The sequence below is a fragment of the Aeribacillus sp. FSL K6-1305 genome (genome assembly GCF_038050115.1).
GTDB classification, from domain to species: domain Bacteria; phylum Bacillota; class Bacilli; order Bacillales; family Aeribacillaceae; genus Aeribacillus; species Aeribacillus composti.
Genome location: NZ_JBBOQV010000002.1, coordinates 282,106 through 299,221, shown reverse-complemented (window position 1 = coordinate 299,221; position 17,116 = coordinate 282,106). Strand labels below are relative to the sequence as shown.

General features: G+C 39.1%; 12 protein-coding genes. 7 read left to right on the top strand and 5 right to left on the bottom strand.

The features are described from left to right. Positions 1-21: 21 nt before the first annotated feature. The 3 genes from NST97_RS11210 to NST97_RS11200 all read left to right on the top strand — a co-directional run bounded on the left by NST97_RS11210 (position 22) and on the right by NST97_RS11200 (position 4,449). Entirely contained in the window at positions 22-1,077 is a 1,056-nt protein-coding gene (locus NST97_RS11210; RefSeq protein WP_066251196.1) for a galactitol-1-phosphate 5-dehydrogenase, read from the top strand. 1,114 nt (positions 1,078-2,191) lie between these two features. After that, positions 2,192-3,265, top strand: a complete 1,074-nt coding sequence (locus NST97_RS11205; protein ID WP_066251199.1) for a BtaManbiosPhlase — start codon at positions 2,192-2,194, stop codon at positions 3,263-3,265. A gap of 242 nt (positions 3,266-3,507) precedes the next feature. Beyond that, positions 3,508-4,449, top strand: coding sequence for an MTP-1 family protein (locus tag NST97_RS11200; protein ID WP_063388861.1), 942 nt, complete (start codon positions 3,508-3,510; stop codon positions 4,447-4,449). A 422-nt stretch (positions 4,450-4,871) separates the two neighbouring features. Here NST97_RS11200 and NST97_RS11195 read toward each other — a convergent pair whose 3' ends face one another. From NST97_RS11195 to NST97_RS11180, 4 genes are all read right to left on the bottom strand, one after another. After that, positions 4,872-6,167 (bottom strand): MFS transporter, encoded by a 1,296-nt coding sequence (locus NST97_RS11195; RefSeq protein WP_341343238.1) that lies wholly within the window; start codon positions 6,165-6,167, stop codon positions 4,872-4,874. Between the two features lie 389 nt (positions 6,168-6,556). Continuing rightward, the gene (locus tag NST97_RS11190) at positions 6,557-7,759 is read right to left on the bottom strand and encodes a transposase (RefSeq protein ID WP_339192838.1); all 1,203 of its coding nucleotides are present in this window, start codon (positions 7,757-7,759) and stop codon (positions 6,557-6,559) included. A 495-nt stretch (positions 7,760-8,254) separates the two neighbouring features. After that, the gene (locus NST97_RS11185; RefSeq protein WP_341343237.1) at positions 8,255-9,226 is read right to left on the bottom strand and encodes a 2-hydroxyacid dehydrogenase; all 972 of its coding nucleotides are present in this window, start codon (positions 9,224-9,226) and stop codon (positions 8,255-8,257) included. Between the two features lie 165 nt (positions 9,227-9,391). Then, positions 9,392-10,507: an IS4 family transposase gene (locus tag NST97_RS11180; protein WP_341343236.1), complete on the bottom strand. Its 1,116-nt coding sequence runs from the start codon at positions 10,505-10,507 to the stop codon at positions 9,392-9,394. Positions 10,508-11,330: 823 nt separating this feature from the next. Here NST97_RS11180 and NST97_RS11175 point away from each other — a divergent pair. Beyond that, entirely contained in the window at positions 11,331-11,771 is a 441-nt protein-coding gene (locus tag NST97_RS11175) for a hypothetical protein (RefSeq protein WP_144597406.1), read from the top strand. Positions 11,772-11,981: 210 nt separating this feature from the next. Here the strand turns inward: NST97_RS11175 and NST97_RS11170 are convergent, their stop codons facing one another. Then, positions 11,982-12,902, bottom strand: a complete 921-nt coding sequence (locus NST97_RS11170) for a LysR family transcriptional regulator (RefSeq protein WP_063388857.1) — start codon at positions 12,900-12,902, stop codon at positions 11,982-11,984. 156 nt (positions 12,903-13,058) lie between these two features. On the opposite strand from NST97_RS11170, the gene hpaB reads away from it, so the two are divergent. The 3 genes from hpaB to NST97_RS11155 all read left to right on the top strand — a co-directional run bounded on the left by hpaB (position 13,059) and on the right by NST97_RS11155 (position 17,105). Further along, positions 13,059-14,519 carry a 4-hydroxyphenylacetate 3-monooxygenase, oxygenase component gene (gene hpaB, locus NST97_RS11165; protein ID WP_063388856.1) on the top strand — a complete coding sequence of 487 codons (1,461 nt, stop codon included), beginning with the start codon at positions 13,059-13,061 and terminating at the stop codon, positions 14,517-14,519. A 154-nt stretch (positions 14,520-14,673) separates the two neighbouring features. Beyond that, entirely contained in the window at positions 14,674-15,654 is a 981-nt protein-coding gene (gene hpaD / locus NST97_RS11160; protein WP_063388855.1) for a 3,4-dihydroxyphenylacetate 2,3-dioxygenase, read from the top strand. Between the two features lie 26 nt (positions 15,655-15,680). Further along, the gene (locus tag NST97_RS11155; protein WP_144597408.1) at positions 15,681-17,105 is read left to right on the top strand and encodes an aldehyde dehydrogenase family protein; all 1,425 of its coding nucleotides are present in this window, start codon (positions 15,681-15,683) and stop codon (positions 17,103-17,105) included. Positions 17,106-17,116 lie beyond the last annotated feature (11 nt).

Sequence of the window (17,116 nt, the reverse complement as noted above, 5' to 3'; positions counted from 1 at the left end):
ATGCGGGAAAGGGAATAGGAAATGAAAGCACTAAAACTTTACGGAAAACGAGATCTGCGGTTCGAGGATGCTAGTGAACCAAGGATAGAAAATGAGAACGACGTGATCATTAAAGTAAAAGCAACAGGCATATGCGGTTCAGACATTTCAAGATATGCAAAACTGGGACCTTACGTACAAGGGATGATTTGGGGACATGAATTTTCCGGTGAAGTGGTAGAAGTTGGTCCTTCTGTCTCTCATGTAAAAGCAGGAGACAGGGTTGTCGGCTGTCCTGCTTTATATTGCGGTAAATGTGAAAGCTGCAAAAAAGGGATTTTGTCCCAATGTGAAAGCTTGCATGTTATTGGAGCCTTACAGCCGGGATCCTTTGCCGAATATGTGAAATTGCCTAGTGAAAATGTGCTTTTAATACCGGACGAGATAAGCTATGACTCCGCTGCTTTGATTGAGCCGTCATCCGTTGTCGTACACGGGCTTTACCGGACATCGTTGCAGCCGGGTGACAGCGTTGCTGTCATGGGATGCGGAACTATCGGGCTTCTCGCAGTCCAATGGGCAAAAATTTTTGGAGCAAGTGAAATCTTTGCGATTGATATCGATGATCAGAAATTAAATATTGCCAAAGAAATGGGAGCGGATTTTACGATTAATCCTCTTGAAAAATCGGCATATGATCAAATCATGGAGCTGACGAATGGAAAAGGAGTAGACATTGCTGTAGAATCAGCGGGATCCCCTGTAACTTCCGCCCAAGTTTTTTCATTAGCGAAAAAGAGAGGGCAGGTTGTATTTATGGGAATTCCATACGGAGACGTCCTAGTCGAAAGATTTTACTTTGAAAAAATCGTCCGAAACGAATTAACCGTATTAGGATCTTGGAATGCCATATCGTCTCCGTTTCCGGGAAAAGAATGGAAAACGACCATCGATTGTATGAGAACCGGAAAAATAAACGCTGAGGCGCTGATCACACATCGCATCACGTTAGAGGAAGGACCGAAAATGTTTGAAAAAATTTTAGAAAAAAAAGAGTTCATCGGCAAAGTATTGTTTTATCCGGAAATTAGGCTTTAATTTTCAGCCGCTGTTTGAGCTATGCGGAAAGCTTATTCTTGCCATTTGAACTATTGTTACCTGCTTGGAGCTTCATTTGCAAAATATACAAATGAATAAAAACAGCTGAACAAAGTCTAGCCTTCCTTATTTGGGAGGCATTCAGACTGTCGGCGAATGCTTTCATCCAGCGTCACTGGCCTCGTCCGCTCATGAACTTTTTTGGTTCGATTCGCATCTTCTCTAAAGATCAGTTCCTTGTCTGCCAAGCGTTTTTAAGACAGACTAAGGTGGAAAAAATCGAAATGAATAGACGCTTAGATGGTAGGGCTGTCCAAAAAGTCAGGGTTAACTGACTTTTTGGAGCCATTCATTTGGTACAGTCAAAATATTCCGTTGGAGAGGTGCCCAAGTTAACTGACTTTTTGGAGCCCCTTCATTTTAGGGATTTATCGGACAAACCATTTTTTCCTATCTTGTTTAATCCTTCAGAAGTCTTATGAAGGATTTTTCTTATGTTCTCTTTCTGAATTACGTTCTTCAAAAGTTTTATGATGGACATTCAGCACATACAATTGCTTCTTGTTGGACTTCATTGCCTCTATGAAGGACATTTACAAATTTTATTCGATTATTTTTGTCCTTTACAGTAGTATTTCTCCCCAATCCTTCATTTTAGGAACCCATCGGACTGTCATTTTTATATAGAGAATTTTGTTTGAATTTGCTCTGTACACCCCTTGATAACCATCCCTGTCATTATGCAGTATGTCAATCTTTCGTTTGTTTTGTCACCATAAAAATAATGGCTCATCTTTCAATACATAAGTGCTGCGTTTTGCCTTGCCAATCCATTCAAGAGGTGTTTGTGGATTTTTGGACAGCTGGATTTCATGCTTTAACTCTTACCTTTGATTGAAAATTGCCATATCAACCTTGATTTTTATTCTGAATATTTATATTAGCGACTCTGTATAAATGAGATGTTCTTTGGATAGATAATTCAAACGTTGATCATGGATTGTTTAACATTCGATCACAATTGGTAACAGGAATTGAAAAGGGGACATTGAAGAAAAATAACATGGCAATTCAAAAAACTTCCTAGATTTTTTTAAAACAGGAGGCATTGGTTGTGAAAGTTTTTCGTTTTCCAGAAAATCCACTGATTGCTCCGGACGATGTAAAACCTTTTCACCGTGGACATGAAGTAATAGGAGTTTTTAATGCTGGTGTTGCCCAGTTGAACGGCGAAGTGCTTTTATTGCTGCGCGTTGCTGAACGTCCTGTCTGTACTGATCCAAATGTCGTGAAAATTTCTTATATCGATTTTTCTTCAGGAAAAGGAAAGCTGAAAGAGATGGAATTGCAAAAAAATGACAAAAGATATGATTTTTCTGACCCAAGAATGATTTTTTACAGTGATTCCATGCATAGAGCTGCCTATGTCACATCTTTATCTTATTTTCGGCTTGCCCGCAGCAAAGACGGACGGAATTTCACCATTGATGATAAACCTTTCATGTATCCGGAAACTGAACGTGAAGCATGGGGAATTGAAGACCCAAGAATTACTAAGATTGGTGCATCTTTTTACATTCAGTACAGCGCAGTGTCGCCTGAAGGCATTGGAGTGGGGCTTGCCTCAACAACTGATTTTAAAACATGCAGGCGGCTAGGGTTAATTTTTCATCCTGAAAACAAAGATGTGGCCATTTTTCCTGAAAAAATTAATGGCAAGTACTATGCGCTGCATCGACCTGTACCGAAAGGAATCGGCAGACCGGAAATATGGATTGCTGAATCGGACAATCTTTTATATTGGGGAAATCATCGGCATTTGCTTAGTCTTAGCGAAAAAGGATGGGACAGCTGCCGCATTGGCGGGGGAGCAGTTCCATTTAAAACCGATAGAGGCTGGTTGGCTATTTATCATGGCGCTGATCAAAACGACTGCTATTCTTTAGGTGCTCTGCTTCTAGACTTGAATGATCCTGGGAAAATGTTAGCTAAGACGGAGGAACCCATTTTAAAGCCTGAAGCGGATTATGAAATGAACGGATTCTTCGGTCAAGTTGTATTTACATGCGGAGCTTTGACGGAAAATGGTACAGTTCGGATTTATTATGGTGCATCGGATCAATCGGTTGCAGGTGCGGAAATTTCTCTTGAAGAAATAATGGAAAAACTTTGCAAACGTTTTATTTGAAATAGGGCAGGGCATATAAATAATTTGCTGATCTTTGTAAATGATATAATTGACGAAATACTTTTGTTATGTAAAATAATTAAAAGAATTCTTTTGAAAAGGTAAATAATATTGATGAATCCATTTGTAAAATATTTTTCCCCCGTTACACATCATTGTCAAGCATCATTGGAATTGAATATGATAAAACATCAGAAAGTCTTTGCTAGAAACAGAAATGCAAAAGTGTGGAGGGAGCTTTTGTGCGGTTGGAGAAAACGGGCATTAAGTCAAGCGCTAAGCTGCTAAAAGAATTTGAAAATGCTCCTCAGCCGATCAATCCACAAAAGTTAATTTTCAAAGGTGTAGGAAATAGGGACGTATATAATATCTCGGCGCCGTTTTTAGATGATGGGGAACTTGTCATAGCAGGTAGAGTAGAGCCTCGAAACAGCGAGCATTCAGAAGTATATTTCTTTGTAAATCGGGATGGAAAGTGGATTCCGAAAGAAGGAGCGCCGAAATTTCAGCTGCAGGATCCGTTCGTGACGAGAATTGGAGGAGATTTAGTTTTTGGCGGAGTTGAAATTTTTCCGCATCCCACTTTTAAAAGCTCACTTTGGTGGAGAACGCTTTTTTATAAAGGGAAAAATATTGCAGATTTAGAAAAATTCGCTAAAGGTCCTGAAGGCATGAAGGATATCAGAGTGATTGAATTAAAAGACGGATCAATTGGAGTGTTGACAAGGCCTCAAGGCGAGAAAGGCGGTCTCGGCAAAATTGGGTTTATCCGAATACCGACTCTTGATGATCTTAATCCCGAAAATCTCGAAAAAGCCACGCTTTTAGAGGGCCAATTTACGGATGAAGAATGGGGAGGAGCAAACGAACTGCATTTGCTTTCTAACGGTCTGATTGGTGTGCTCGGACATATAGCAAGCAAAGATGAACAAGGGAACCGCCATTATTATCCGATGGTGTTTGTATTAGATCCTGATACAATGAAATTTTCTGATATGGAACTCATTGCAACGAGATCCCATTTTTTGAAAGGCGCTGCCAAGCGGCCTGACCTTGTCAATGTAGTTTTCAGCGGCGGTTTAATCAGAAAAGGGGATGGAACAGCTGATCTATATGTAGGCACCAGCGATGCAGAAGCGCAAAAAATTACCATTGCTGATCCGTTTGTGAAGTATGAAAAATAAGGAAGATTGCAAAATAAAAGGTTCATCATCAAAAGGCGGGGGTGACAAATTTTCTTCCCGTTTCTAGGCGGATACGAAAGAAAAGATGTTCGTTGTTTCGGTATCCATCCCCCCTTTTTGATGAGTTTTATTTTATTTTTTCCCAAAGCAAATGGGACAAAGAATGCATGGAAGTGCTGCTTGGGTTGGAAAAACAGCAGGCACTTCATCAGAAGGCATAGAAACCATAAAAAAGATGGTAATGGCAGAATAGATTTGATAAATTAGTTTGTCTAGTCAACAATTACGATACTAGAGTTTTCGCTTTTTTATACCTATTAATGGAAAAATTATTCATTTTTATATTAACAACCCCAAGTATGGTGAGAAATAAAGCCCAGATTATCCACATGGAATGGAATAATCTGGGCTTTGTAATTTTCTTAAGCCTTTATTTGTACTTTATCATTCAGCTCTCTATTCGCTCCATCTTTTACAGACCAAATAGCTATGAAGCTGATCAATGCAGCGAAAATAATATAAATGGCAACAGGAATGTAGGAATTGTTAAATAATTCCACTAATAAAGCGGTTGCAATTAACGGTGCGGTCCCTCCGGCAACTGCAGCCCCAAGCTGATAGCCTAGAGATATTCCCGTATATCGAACTTTGGCCGAAAAAATTTCTGAAATCATTGTGCCGAGAACTGCATTCACAGATCCCCAAATAACGCCTAGGCCGATCACCGTTGCTAAAATTAATAAAAACACCGAATTTTGTTGAAGCATCCAAAAATATGGGAACGCATATAAAATAGTGAGTATAATTCCGCTAATATAAATCGTTTTTCGTCCGATTCGATCTGATAAGCTTCCGACGAGCGGAATGACGATTGTAGCTACGATAGAGCCTATCAGTACAGCATTTAATGCATCTGTATTATCAAAATTCAAAGTTGAAGTGGCATACGATACAATAAACGTACCAAATATATAAAACGGTGCAGTTTCCACGACTTTTGCACCCATCGCAATTAAAACCTCTTTCCAATGGTAGCGAAGAGTGTCTACCAATGGAATTTTAGCAACCTCTCCTTCTTGTTGAGCTTTTTTAAAGGCAGGCGTCTCATCAATTCCTTTTCTAATCCACAGCCCGAAAATTACAAGCAATGCACTTAACAGAAATGGAACACGCCAGCCCCATGACATAAATTGATCATGCGGCAAAAGTGACATAATTGAAAGGGCAAGGGTGCCTAAAATCAATCCTAAAGAAATTCCCATTTGAGGTACACTTCCAAAAAAACCTCTATTATTTTTTGAAGCATATTCAACAGCTAGTAAAACAGAGCCTCCCCATTCTCCGCCAAGAGCTAAACCTTGTATGAAACGCAACAGAGTCAAAAAGATAGGAGCCCAAATTCCGATCACTTGATACGTAGGCATTACCCCCATGCCAAATGTGGCAATTCCCATTAAGCTAAGGGTTAAAACCAATGTTTTCTTTCTTCCTAACCTGTCGCCAATATGGCTGAAAATAATTCCGCCAACAGGTCTGAGGAAAAACGCTAAAGCAAAAGAAGTATAGGCAATTAATAATCCGACTGTAGGGTCTTCATTAACAAAAAACAATTGGTTAAAAACTAATGATGCAACTGTTCCATAAAGAAAGTAGTCAAACCATTCAATCGCACTTCCTACTAAACTGGCAATCAATATTTTCCATTTACCCTTGACCATGGCTTTCTCCCCTTCTTCAAATTTTTCGTTATAAAATCGAATTGTTTAAACGCTTTCATTTTCACGAAGCTTTCAGTTCATTTAGAGCTTTGTCCGCCTTCTTTCATTTTATTAAATTTTCTGACAACAGATAAACAGGTCATCTGATGACCGGAAAATAGAAATATCTTTTTTTATATTAACATAAATGACATTTTTGTAAAAAGTATCTTTTTAAAAAAATTCCATTTCACGAATTATTTAACTGAGCATTTTGCAAAATTAGATTTTTTGGATAAAAGTATAAAAAATAAAGCACTCGGCAAATAGCTACCAGCATGTTATTTTACAAAATATTACAATAATCTTGTTTTCGGGCATACCTACAGAATTTTTCACATTGAATTTTTTTAAGCGGCTTTCTTCCCTTTATTTTCCTTTGCCATCGCTAGCGCTGAAACAAGTAATACAATAGCGTTCAGGTAAATATGGGTCTTTACTTTTTCAATTCCCCATACATGTAGGGAGTTCGCCGTAAGGTAGCTTTTCATTCTTGAATTACAGCGTTCTACACTTGTCCTCTCGTTGTAAAGCTCTTTCCAACGTTTTGTATCACGGTGCGGATTGGAATATCGGCGCACATCCTTTTTGATGTCGACTTTTACCACCATTCCATAGTTGGAAGATGAACAGGCTGCCATTCCTAATGGGCAATCCACTTTGCCGGTTGCGTGAGGACATCTGAACTTGAGCTGGTCCTTATCAGCTCCCCAATAAGTCATTTCATAACCCATGGAACAACGCGGAGTTCCATTGGAAGAAATCCCTTCAGGAGGCTCTTTTTCGTTGCGCAAATTGAGCGGGATAATGGCTTGCGCTCCAATGTTTTTGGCTGATTCATAGTTTTTTAGTTGGTCATATCCGCCATCCATGATCAGAAATTCAATTTTGGATTTGGTACGCTCTGCCACTTGCTCTATTAATTCTGGTGCGACTTCTCCATCGTTCACATGGGCAGGGGTTACTTTTATGGCTATTGGCAGTTCGCTTGCGGTATCGACTGAAAGATGCATCTTATAGCCAAACCAGGTAATTTTATTGCCGAAGGAATCATATTTTGCGCCCCAATTGGCATTACCCGTTTGTTCACTACGCTTTTTGGGCTGTTTCTTTTCATAGGCATCAATGGCGGCACTGTCGATGGCCTGGTGGCTGCCGTCAATTATTCCTTCCTCCTGAGCTAACTGTACCAAGTCAAGGAAGATCTTTTCAGCCAGCTTTTTTTTGGTAAGTGCCGCAAAAACCCGGCTGAGAGTGGAGATAGACGGTGCGGGGCGATCAATCGATAAACCGCATTGATAACGGAAACGAAGGTCTTTATCCAATCGATGATGAAGGGCGGTAAAGGTGTCGATGCCTTCGAGTGGGGCAGCGATGAGAGCCCTTAGAATCCCTTCTCTGGAATGACCGTCAGCCCCTCGGGGTGAAGAACTTCTCAACTGTTTAGCATAAGGGCGTAAATCAAGCGAGCTAAAAAAGATAGGTAATTTCTCTTTTGACTCTAATTTTTGCAGTTCTTCAAAGGAAAATAGGCTTTCTTGTAGAATATACAAAGTGACTTCCTCCTTTTGAATTTTTGTGGTTTCGTCACTTCAAAAATTCTACATTTTAGGGGTGAAGTCCTTTTTTATGTCTTTGAAATCCTTATGGCTCTTGGGTCAAAAAATATGCAAAATGCTCAACTAAATACGTAAAAAAAAGCAGATCATCCAACGTCCGATCTGCAAATAAAAACTAGCATCCATGACTGCTGAATGCTTTAAGAAAACGATTTGATTATTTCAGCACAATCATCAGCAGCGAATGAAATATAACAGAAAAAGCAGCCCATTGAAAAAGAGTGCGAGCCTCCTCAGCCTGGAGCTAAAGGCTGACCTTAGAACGGCTTGAATGAATCATTATTTATCCAGGTTTCAGCAAGCAGCAGTTTAAGGACTCACATTTTATGTTTTCAAAGAAAAAAAGCGCCTCCGTGGAGAACGCTTTTTTCTTTGAAAAGATTTTTTGGAAAGGAGTGTTTCCGATGGTCAATGTTTGAAATTAGCAATTCACTTTCGCATCACTTCTTGATTTATTAAATTGGGCGGACATAATCCTTTCAGCCCCTTTATTAAATTTTCCGCCGCCAGTTTTGCCATTGCATACCGCGTTTCATAAGTTGCTGAGCCGATATGCGGTAATGTGACGACATTATTCATTTTTAACAGAGGGTGATCTTTCGGGACAGGTTCTTGTTCAAATACATCAAGCCCGGCACCTAAAATGAGTTTGTTTTGGAGCGCGTAAATAAGGTCTTTTTCGTTGACGGTCTGGCCCCTTGAACCGTTGATGAAAATGGCGCTTCGTTTCATCAATTGAAATTGTTTTAGCCCGATTAAATGCTTTGTTTCTGATGTTAACGGCGTCATAAGGCAGACAAAGTCTGATTGTTTTAGTAAGTCCTCAAGCTCGCAATAGGTGGCATGAAATTGTTCCTCTGCCTTTTGATTGCGGGATCGGTTATGATATAAAATGTTCATGCCAAAACCGAAATGTGCTCGTTTGGCAATGGCGGTGCCGATTTTCCCCATGCCGATAATCCCAAGTGTTTTATGGTGAACGTCAACACCAAATAAATTTTCTCCAATCGGGGCTTCCCATTTGCCTTCTTTTACGTAACGATCTAACTCCGCCATTCTTCTAGCTGTTATAAGGAGCAGCCCAAAAATTGCATCAGCCGTTGTTTCATTTAAAACATCAGGTGTATTGGTTGCCATAATGTTTCGTTTCGTTAATTCCTGAATGTCTAAATTGTCATATCCAACCGAAACATTGCTGACAATTCGCAATTTTGGAGCTTGCTTTAAAAAATGCTGATCGATTCGCATTCCTGCGCCAATAATCCCTTCAGCGTCATGTAAGTCATGCAGAAATATAGAATAGTCTTCACTGTCGGGGTAATATTTGATCTCACATACTTGTTTCAAGCTGTTTAAAATATCTTCAGGCAATTTTTTATATACTATCACCTTTGGTTTCATGTATTTATCCTCCAAACATCATTAGCATTGCATAAATATAGTTAGAATTTTCTGTTAATTAATTTTTGTGAATTTGTGCCAAAAAGACAAAACCTAAAGAAAGGTGGCACTGCCCATTTGGTAAATATATACAGTTAAACCAGAGCGACAACGACAAAAGGGAGATTATGGACTGGCTCGCCCATCAAATTTTCGCAACCAAACATAAGCTGGTTTCCACAGAGCTCTCTTTAACCAACGAGTAATTCGAAGTAGGGATTTCTTACTTTTCATCTCCAATTGAATGAGAACATGTAAGCAATACGTGATCAGGGCTAAGAAAATTTGATTTTGAATAGCTGTTTCACTCATTCCATAAAAGTGCTTAATTTCTACGTGTTGCTTGAGCCATTTGAAAAAGAGTTCAATAGCCCAGCGAGATCGGTAAATATCACTTATCTCTTCTGGTTTTAAATCAAATCGGTTGGTGATGAAACGAAGTAAGTTCCCTTTTGTGTCCATAACTTCTAGTAGACGATAGACATTTTCAGTACGATTTTGTGTGGTACCAATGTAGACCATTTTATCGGATAGAACGTGACAATCATCAGGAAGTGAAAATGTATAGACTTCACGAATGACTGCGTTTTTCTTCAGTCTTGAAACGAAGAAATAGCCATCATCTGTCATCCGATCAAAACGTTCATAGTCCACATAACCGCGGTCAAACACATACATGGCTTCTTGATCATCCACTAGGACTTCGAGTTGATTTCGGTCATGTTCTTTTGCTGTCGTAATCACTGCTTTTTCAGGATAGACGGTGTCTTTATCCATGAAAACGAGCCGTAAGTGTAGCTTTACACCAGCTTTTGTTTTACGGAATTTTGCCCATTTATAATGGGTCAAATTCAACGGGAGTGTACTTGAATCAATGATTTTCAGTGGCATATTCTTTCCGTTTTGATAATGGTACCGTTGAATTTTCCAAACAAGATCCAAGAACAAATTTGCAAGAATTAGTGGGTTGATCTGATTGTTTTTTCGGGATAGCTGAGAGGCACTTATCGATTCAAATCCGAGTGCTTTTTGAAGATCTTCGTCTACAAGTGCATCACTCATTTCCTCTAAGCTCTTAAATTCGAGCAGCTGGGCTACCAATAAAAGTTTAATATAGGCTTCTGTTGTCAGCTTTTTTGTGTAATAGTCCTGTTTCAATTCTTTGACTTGTTCGCTAAGTTTTTGAATATTTATGGGTGAAACCCATTTACCAAATGATGAAATTAGTGTATTCTTGTCCATAACAGTTATCCTTTACGATTGGATTTGGACAGGAACCACCTGTACTTCCATTGTAAAGGATTTTTTTGTTTCGAAATCAATAAAAAATTGAACATTCTTAGTATTTTGAATCATCAGATTTAATTACTGCAATGCTAGTGTCCAAACATATATTTTACATCAAGGCGGAATCTATTATGGAAGAAATTGTGCTGCACGTATTCTAAAGGTGTCTTTCATGTGAGAAAAATGGAAGTAAGCGATTGACCGATCTAAAGTTGAGCATGGAGATTTTCCAAATTGTTATCTAGGAAAACAAAGAAGGTTATCAAGGCTGCTTGTCCACAAAACCTCTGTTGATTTTGCAATTTACCTCTTAACGGAGCGTTAACAATACAGGCTGCGAGCTTTCCCGCTTTTGGATCAGTTTCATAACATCTAATACAAGTTTGTCGGAGCACAGTTATAAATGGGCGCAGCGATTCAAACGTCTTGGACGAGTTTGTCTGTTTGCTGAAAGGATGATTTTCTCACTAGGTAGTGTCCCTGTCAGCTGAAAACAACTTAAAACCTAAAAGCGCTCTTCTCCGTAATCAGGACTTCTGGACATTTAGCACTATTTCATGCGTTTTTTTCAATACGTTTTCGGCAATTTCATGACCTTCAATTTTTCCTCTGTGTGCTGATTGAGAAGCAGCAATTTGTCATTCATAGATTGAAAGATACTATTTTTCAAAAATCGGTTCTTTCTACTAAATTATGTTAGTTCATTCGGAGGATGCATTTATGATCCACCCATATTATAATCAATCTGGATAATGATGGGATAGGAGGAATATTCATAATGAAAAAGAACTTCATAATAGGTGCAATAGCTGTTGTCTTAATACTTTTTGGTTTTGCTAGTTTTGGAGCAGCTCCGAAAAAAGCAGCAGGTCTTTCTCTTTTTCAATACAAAAGCGGCTATTTTACCAATTATGTCGAAACGCCAAGCTATCAAGAAAAGTGGACGAGCAGCACAAAAAATGTCTCCATCTCATACGGACGCATTGAAGCTTCAAGTGCAGCAAAAGGAACATTTAAGCTGTATATACAAATTAAACAAAATAATAAAGGAAGCTGGAAAACGATCAAAACGATCAATGCCAACAAAAACGGCACAACCCGTTTCGATTCACCGAAATTTTCACCAAAAGATCGTTACAGATTCAAGCTCGTTAACGAAGGAACCAAAAAGAAAGTTACGTATAAATTGACATGGGCAACAACAGGATCTAAGAAGTGATGAGGAAATATTTCTTCATCACTTTTTAGTTGATGAAAACTATCCGCCGCCCAATATTTTGCGAACACAACCGTAGAATATTGAGAAAAGAAGCCAGCCTTTTAATCTAGTTAAGTCGAGGTCTTCTCTCGATTTCAATTTTAAGTCCTTGTGCCACTATAATAGACATGAATTCCAAACAAAAATTCTCTTCGGTGTGCATTTATTTATTTATTTATTTGGCTGCGGTCTGCCAAGCTGATCATCAATCGGATATTCAGTTTTTAGTATCTTAATAAAATTCGCTGCACTTTTAGACAGGTACCGATTTTTTTCGAAAATTATCGATGCTTCAGCTGTAATGGATGAATCCTCAATTTCCAGCATTTGAATGTTTGGAATTTGAAAATTGGAAACGGCAGATTTTGGGACAATCGTTGCACCTACACCTTCTGCAACTAATGATAAAAGAATCGTTACATCAGGACACTCGCATAAAATTTTTGGTTCAAATCCATGCCGCGCGCATTCATTCACAACCATTTCATACTGGCCTTTCCCGCTGATTCGGTGTAATAGAAGCAAAGGCATTTCTTTTATATCTTTCATTTGAATAGAATGATGTTTATAATTCCAATGCTGCGGGATGACGGCCACATATGGATCGCTTGGCAGTTTTATTGTTTGATATTCATCGGTATCAATGGGCAATCGTATAATCCCTACCTCTATTTCTCTGCTTTTTAAAAATTCACTGATTAAGAATGTATCTCCTTCTCTTAAATGGAATTTGACATTGGGGAATTTCTCAAGAAGCTTCCGCATTGTTTTGGGTAAATAGGAAAAGCATGATTTCACACATCCTATTGATAATGTGCCTTTCGTTCCATCGTTTATTTCTTGGACTTCCAAAATCATATCATTCAATTGATGAAGGAGCTGTTTTGTTTTTTTGTAGAAAATTTTCCCGGATTCCGTTAATTCAAGTTTTTTTCCGTTCCGTTCTAATAAAATGACTCCAAGCGTTTCCTCCAATTGCTTCAACTGATGACTTAAAGGCGGCTGCGCCATATGCAGCTTTTTCGCCGCGCGTGTAATTTGTCCTTCCTCGACAATCGCTGCAAAATATTTCAGCTGTTTAATGTCAATCAATCTGATCACCTCATGTGAAGGTGCATATTTTTTTTATATACAAAACCAATTTTTTTCATATTTTTCGTATATGATATCATATGTTATATTATTTTTGAAGATTCAAAAAAGTAAATCGAATTGTGGATGAAAAAATCTATTTAAGGGGGAATGAAGATGCCTGCAAAAACTGGAAAAGAGTATATTGAGCGTTTGAAGAAAGCGAAAAGCAGCGTTTACATTCATGGGGAGAAAGTAGATGACGTCACGGAGCATCCTGCATTGAAAAATGTGATTCAATCAATGGCAAAGCTTTACGATCTTCAATATGAAAAAGCTGATAAGATGCTGTATACTTCACCAACAACAGGAGAAAAAGTCGGTATAACATTTATGCAGCCTACCACAAAAGAAGAACTGATTGCAAGACGCGAAGCAATACAGGAATGGGCTCGAACTTCCGCCGGAATGATGGGGCGGTCTCCGGATTATTTAAATGCTGAAGTGATGGCAATGGGAATAGCGAATGATCTGTTCGCAGAAGATGATCCAATGTATGCGGAGAACGCAAGAAAATATTATGAATATGCGAGAGAAAACGATATTTCTTTAACACATACCCTTATACATCCGCAGATTAATCGCTCTAAAGCTCAGCATGAGCAAAAGGATGCAAATGTTTCCTTGCATTTAGTCGAGAAAAATAAAGATGGAATTATTGTTGATGGGATTCGTTTGTTGGCTACGCAAGGCGGCATAACGGATGAAATATTAGTTTTTCCTTCAACAGTTAAAAAATCAAGTGAAGGGGATGACCCGTATTCATTAGCTTTTGCAATTCCAAATAATACTCCAGGCGTAAAATTTATTTGCCGCGAAGCCTTTGACTATGGAAAAAGTCATTGGGATCATCCGCTCGGGTCGCGATTTGAAGAAGGAGATGCTATTGTTTCATTTGAAAACGTTTTCGTTCCTTGGGAACGGGTATTTGTCTGCGGCAATTCTTCCATTTGCAACCGAACCTTCCGTGAGACGAATGCCGTTGTCCACATGTCGCATCAAGTAGTTGCCAAAAATGTAGTGAAAACTGAATTTATACTTGGAGTTGTCCTTTTAATTATGGAGGCTATTGGAATTGAACAGTTTCAGCATGTAAAAGATAAAGGAACAGAAATTATGCTGACTCTTGAGACAATGCGCAGTCATTTATATCGTGCAGAGCATAATGCAAAGCTTGATAAATGGGGAACAATGACGCCGGATTTTGCTGCGCTTGATGCTGCTCGAAATTGGTACCCAAGAATTTACCCTCGTTTAGTGGAAATCTTAAGGATTCTTGGCGCTTCTGGATTAATGGCCATTCCGACAGAAGCTGATTTTAATAATGAAGAAATCGGCGATATTGTCAGAAGAGCGATGCAAGGAGCAAATATTGATGGTTATGAGCGCGTTCAGTTGTTCCGTTTAGCTTGGGATATTACAATGAGTGCATTTGGTAGCCGTCAAACTCATTATGAATATTATTTCTTTGGAGATCCGGTCCGCATGGGTATGGTTTATTTTGACGGGTACGAAAAAGATTATTTCAAAGACTTGGTTCGTGAATTTTTAGGAGCTACAAAAGTAACAACTGTTTAACAAATAATAAATGAAGGTGCCACACGTTAATTGTGAAAGTGATCATGACAGCATAGCGAGTTGAACTTGACTCAATATATAATATCATATATGATTCTAGCAAACTATATTTTTCTGTATTCTCGGGGGAATTTAATAGGGAGGGACTTTCAAGATGGTAGATTTTAATATTATTCGTTGTGCAAGGGCGGTACTGTTGGTGACAAATTTGGAGGCTTCACGCGATTTTTATGAAAACGCTTTAGGGTTCGTTGTGACAGAGGCTGATGAAAACCATTTATATCTCAGAGGGTATGAGGAACATAATCATCACAGCCTGGTGTTGAAAAAAGCAGAGCAGCCTGGTGTGGAAGCGATCAGTTACAAGGTTTATTCCGATGAGGATTTAAACAAATTATATGACTATTTTCAACAAAAAAATATGAATCCAAAATGGATAGAAAATCAGCATGCAGTTGAAAGGGCTTTCCGTGTGCAGGATATTTCAGGTCTTCCAGTTGAGTTTTTTGCCAGAATGGACACGGTCGAAAGGCTGCTGCAAAGATATGACTTATATAAAGGAGCAAGAATACAGCGAATTGACCACTTTAATTGCATGGTGCCGGATGTACAAAAAGCATATGACTTTTACGTAAAAGAGCTGGGGTTTGCGTGTTCTGAGTATACCGAAACAGAGAATAATGAATTATGGGCTGCATGGCTGCATCGAAAACCTAATGTGCATGATTTGGCGTTTATGAATGGAAACGGCCCTCGTCTTCACCATATCGGCTTTTGGCTGTCGGATCAACTTAGTCTCATTCATGCCTGTGATGTGTTAGCGGCTATGGGATATGCGAAAAATATAGAAAGAGGCCCTGGACGCCATGGTCTTTCAAACGCATTTTTCCTCTATTTGCGTGATCCAGATGGACATCGAATTGAATTATACAATGGAGATTACTTGACAAGCGATCCGGATTTTCTGCCGATTCGCTGGGATATAAATGATCCAAGACGCCAAACATTTTGGGGGCATGAAGCACCGGACTGCTGGTTTAATGAAGCATCACAAGTATTTGATATTCATAGCGGAGAGTTAGTTGAACTAAAAGAGCCAAGTGTGCAAAAGCTAAAACCTGATTTTGTCATTTAATTTTAAGTAAGAAAAGAGAGGTAACGATGAAAAGAAAATTGTTTATTAATGGAAGTTGGGTAGGAGCAGAACATTATGCTCCTCTTTCCTCTCCATATGATAAAAAAGTAATTGCAGAAATTCCAATTGCTTCAGAAGCTGACGTTGAAAAAGCGATCGAAGCCGCACATAACGCCTTTCTGAAAATGGCGAAAATGCCAAAGCATGAACGCGGACATATTTTGGAAAAACTGGTGATGCTTTTAGATAAGAGGAAAGAGGAAGCGGCAGAAATTATTGCAAAAGAGGCGGCGAAGCCAATCAAAACAGCATTAGAGGAAGTGCAAAGAACCATTCAAACATACAAATTTTCGGCTGAAGAGGCAAAAAGAATTCATGGTGAGGCACTATCATTAGATGCGGCGCCCGGCGGGGAAAATCGGACTGCTTATACGGTTCGTGAACCGATCGGTGTAATAGGAGCTATCACTCCGTTTAATTTTCCAATGAATCTAGTTGCGCATAAAGTAGGACCGGCCATTGCCTCCGGAAATACGATTGTCTTAAAGCCGGCCTCCCAAACACCGTTATCTGCTTTCTTTATAGCTGAATTATTGCAGGAAGCAGGACTGCCTGATGGTGCATTAAATGTTGTAACAGGAAGCGGCAGCATCGTTGGCAAAAAAATCGTAGAAGATGAGCGGGTTAAAATGATTACGTTTACAGGAAGCCCGCAAGTCGGAAAAGAGATCAGAAATAAAGCAGGCTTGAAACGTGTCACGCTTGAGTTAGGTTCCAACTCGGCTTTGATCGTAGATGAAGGAATTGATGTTAAAAGCATCATTCCAAGATGTGTTAAAGGGGCTTTTTCTAACCAAGGGCAAGTATGCATCTCGCTGCAAAGAATTTACGTACATGAACATGTATATGATGAGTTTGTCAATGCATTTGTGAAAGAAACGGAAAAGCTGACAACAGGAGATCCGCTGGATTTTCAAACAGATGTTTCAGCGCTGATTTCCGAACATGATGTAATCCGTGTCATCAGCTGGATCGAAGAAGCTAAAAAAACAGGTGCAATAGTTGCAACAGGGGGAAATGCGAAAGGAAATATTGTCGAACCGACGGTTTTACTCAACACAAAACCTGATATGAAAGTTTCCTGTCAAGAAATTTTCGGCCCTGTAGTGTTAATCGAAAAGGTTTCATCGATTGAACAGGCTGTTGAGTATGTAAATGATTCCCGGTATGGACTGCAGGCAGGGATTTATACAAAAAATATCCACCATGCTTTATATGCGGCTGAAGAGCTAAAAGTAGGCGGTGTAATGATTAATGATATCCCGACGTTCCGAGTCGATCATATGCCATACGGTGGAGTGAAAGAGAGCGGAATGGGGAGAGAAGGAATTAAATATGCGATTGAAGAAATGACGGAGCTAAAATTAATCGTGATAAATCGGCAAGTATAAAAAAGCGTAAA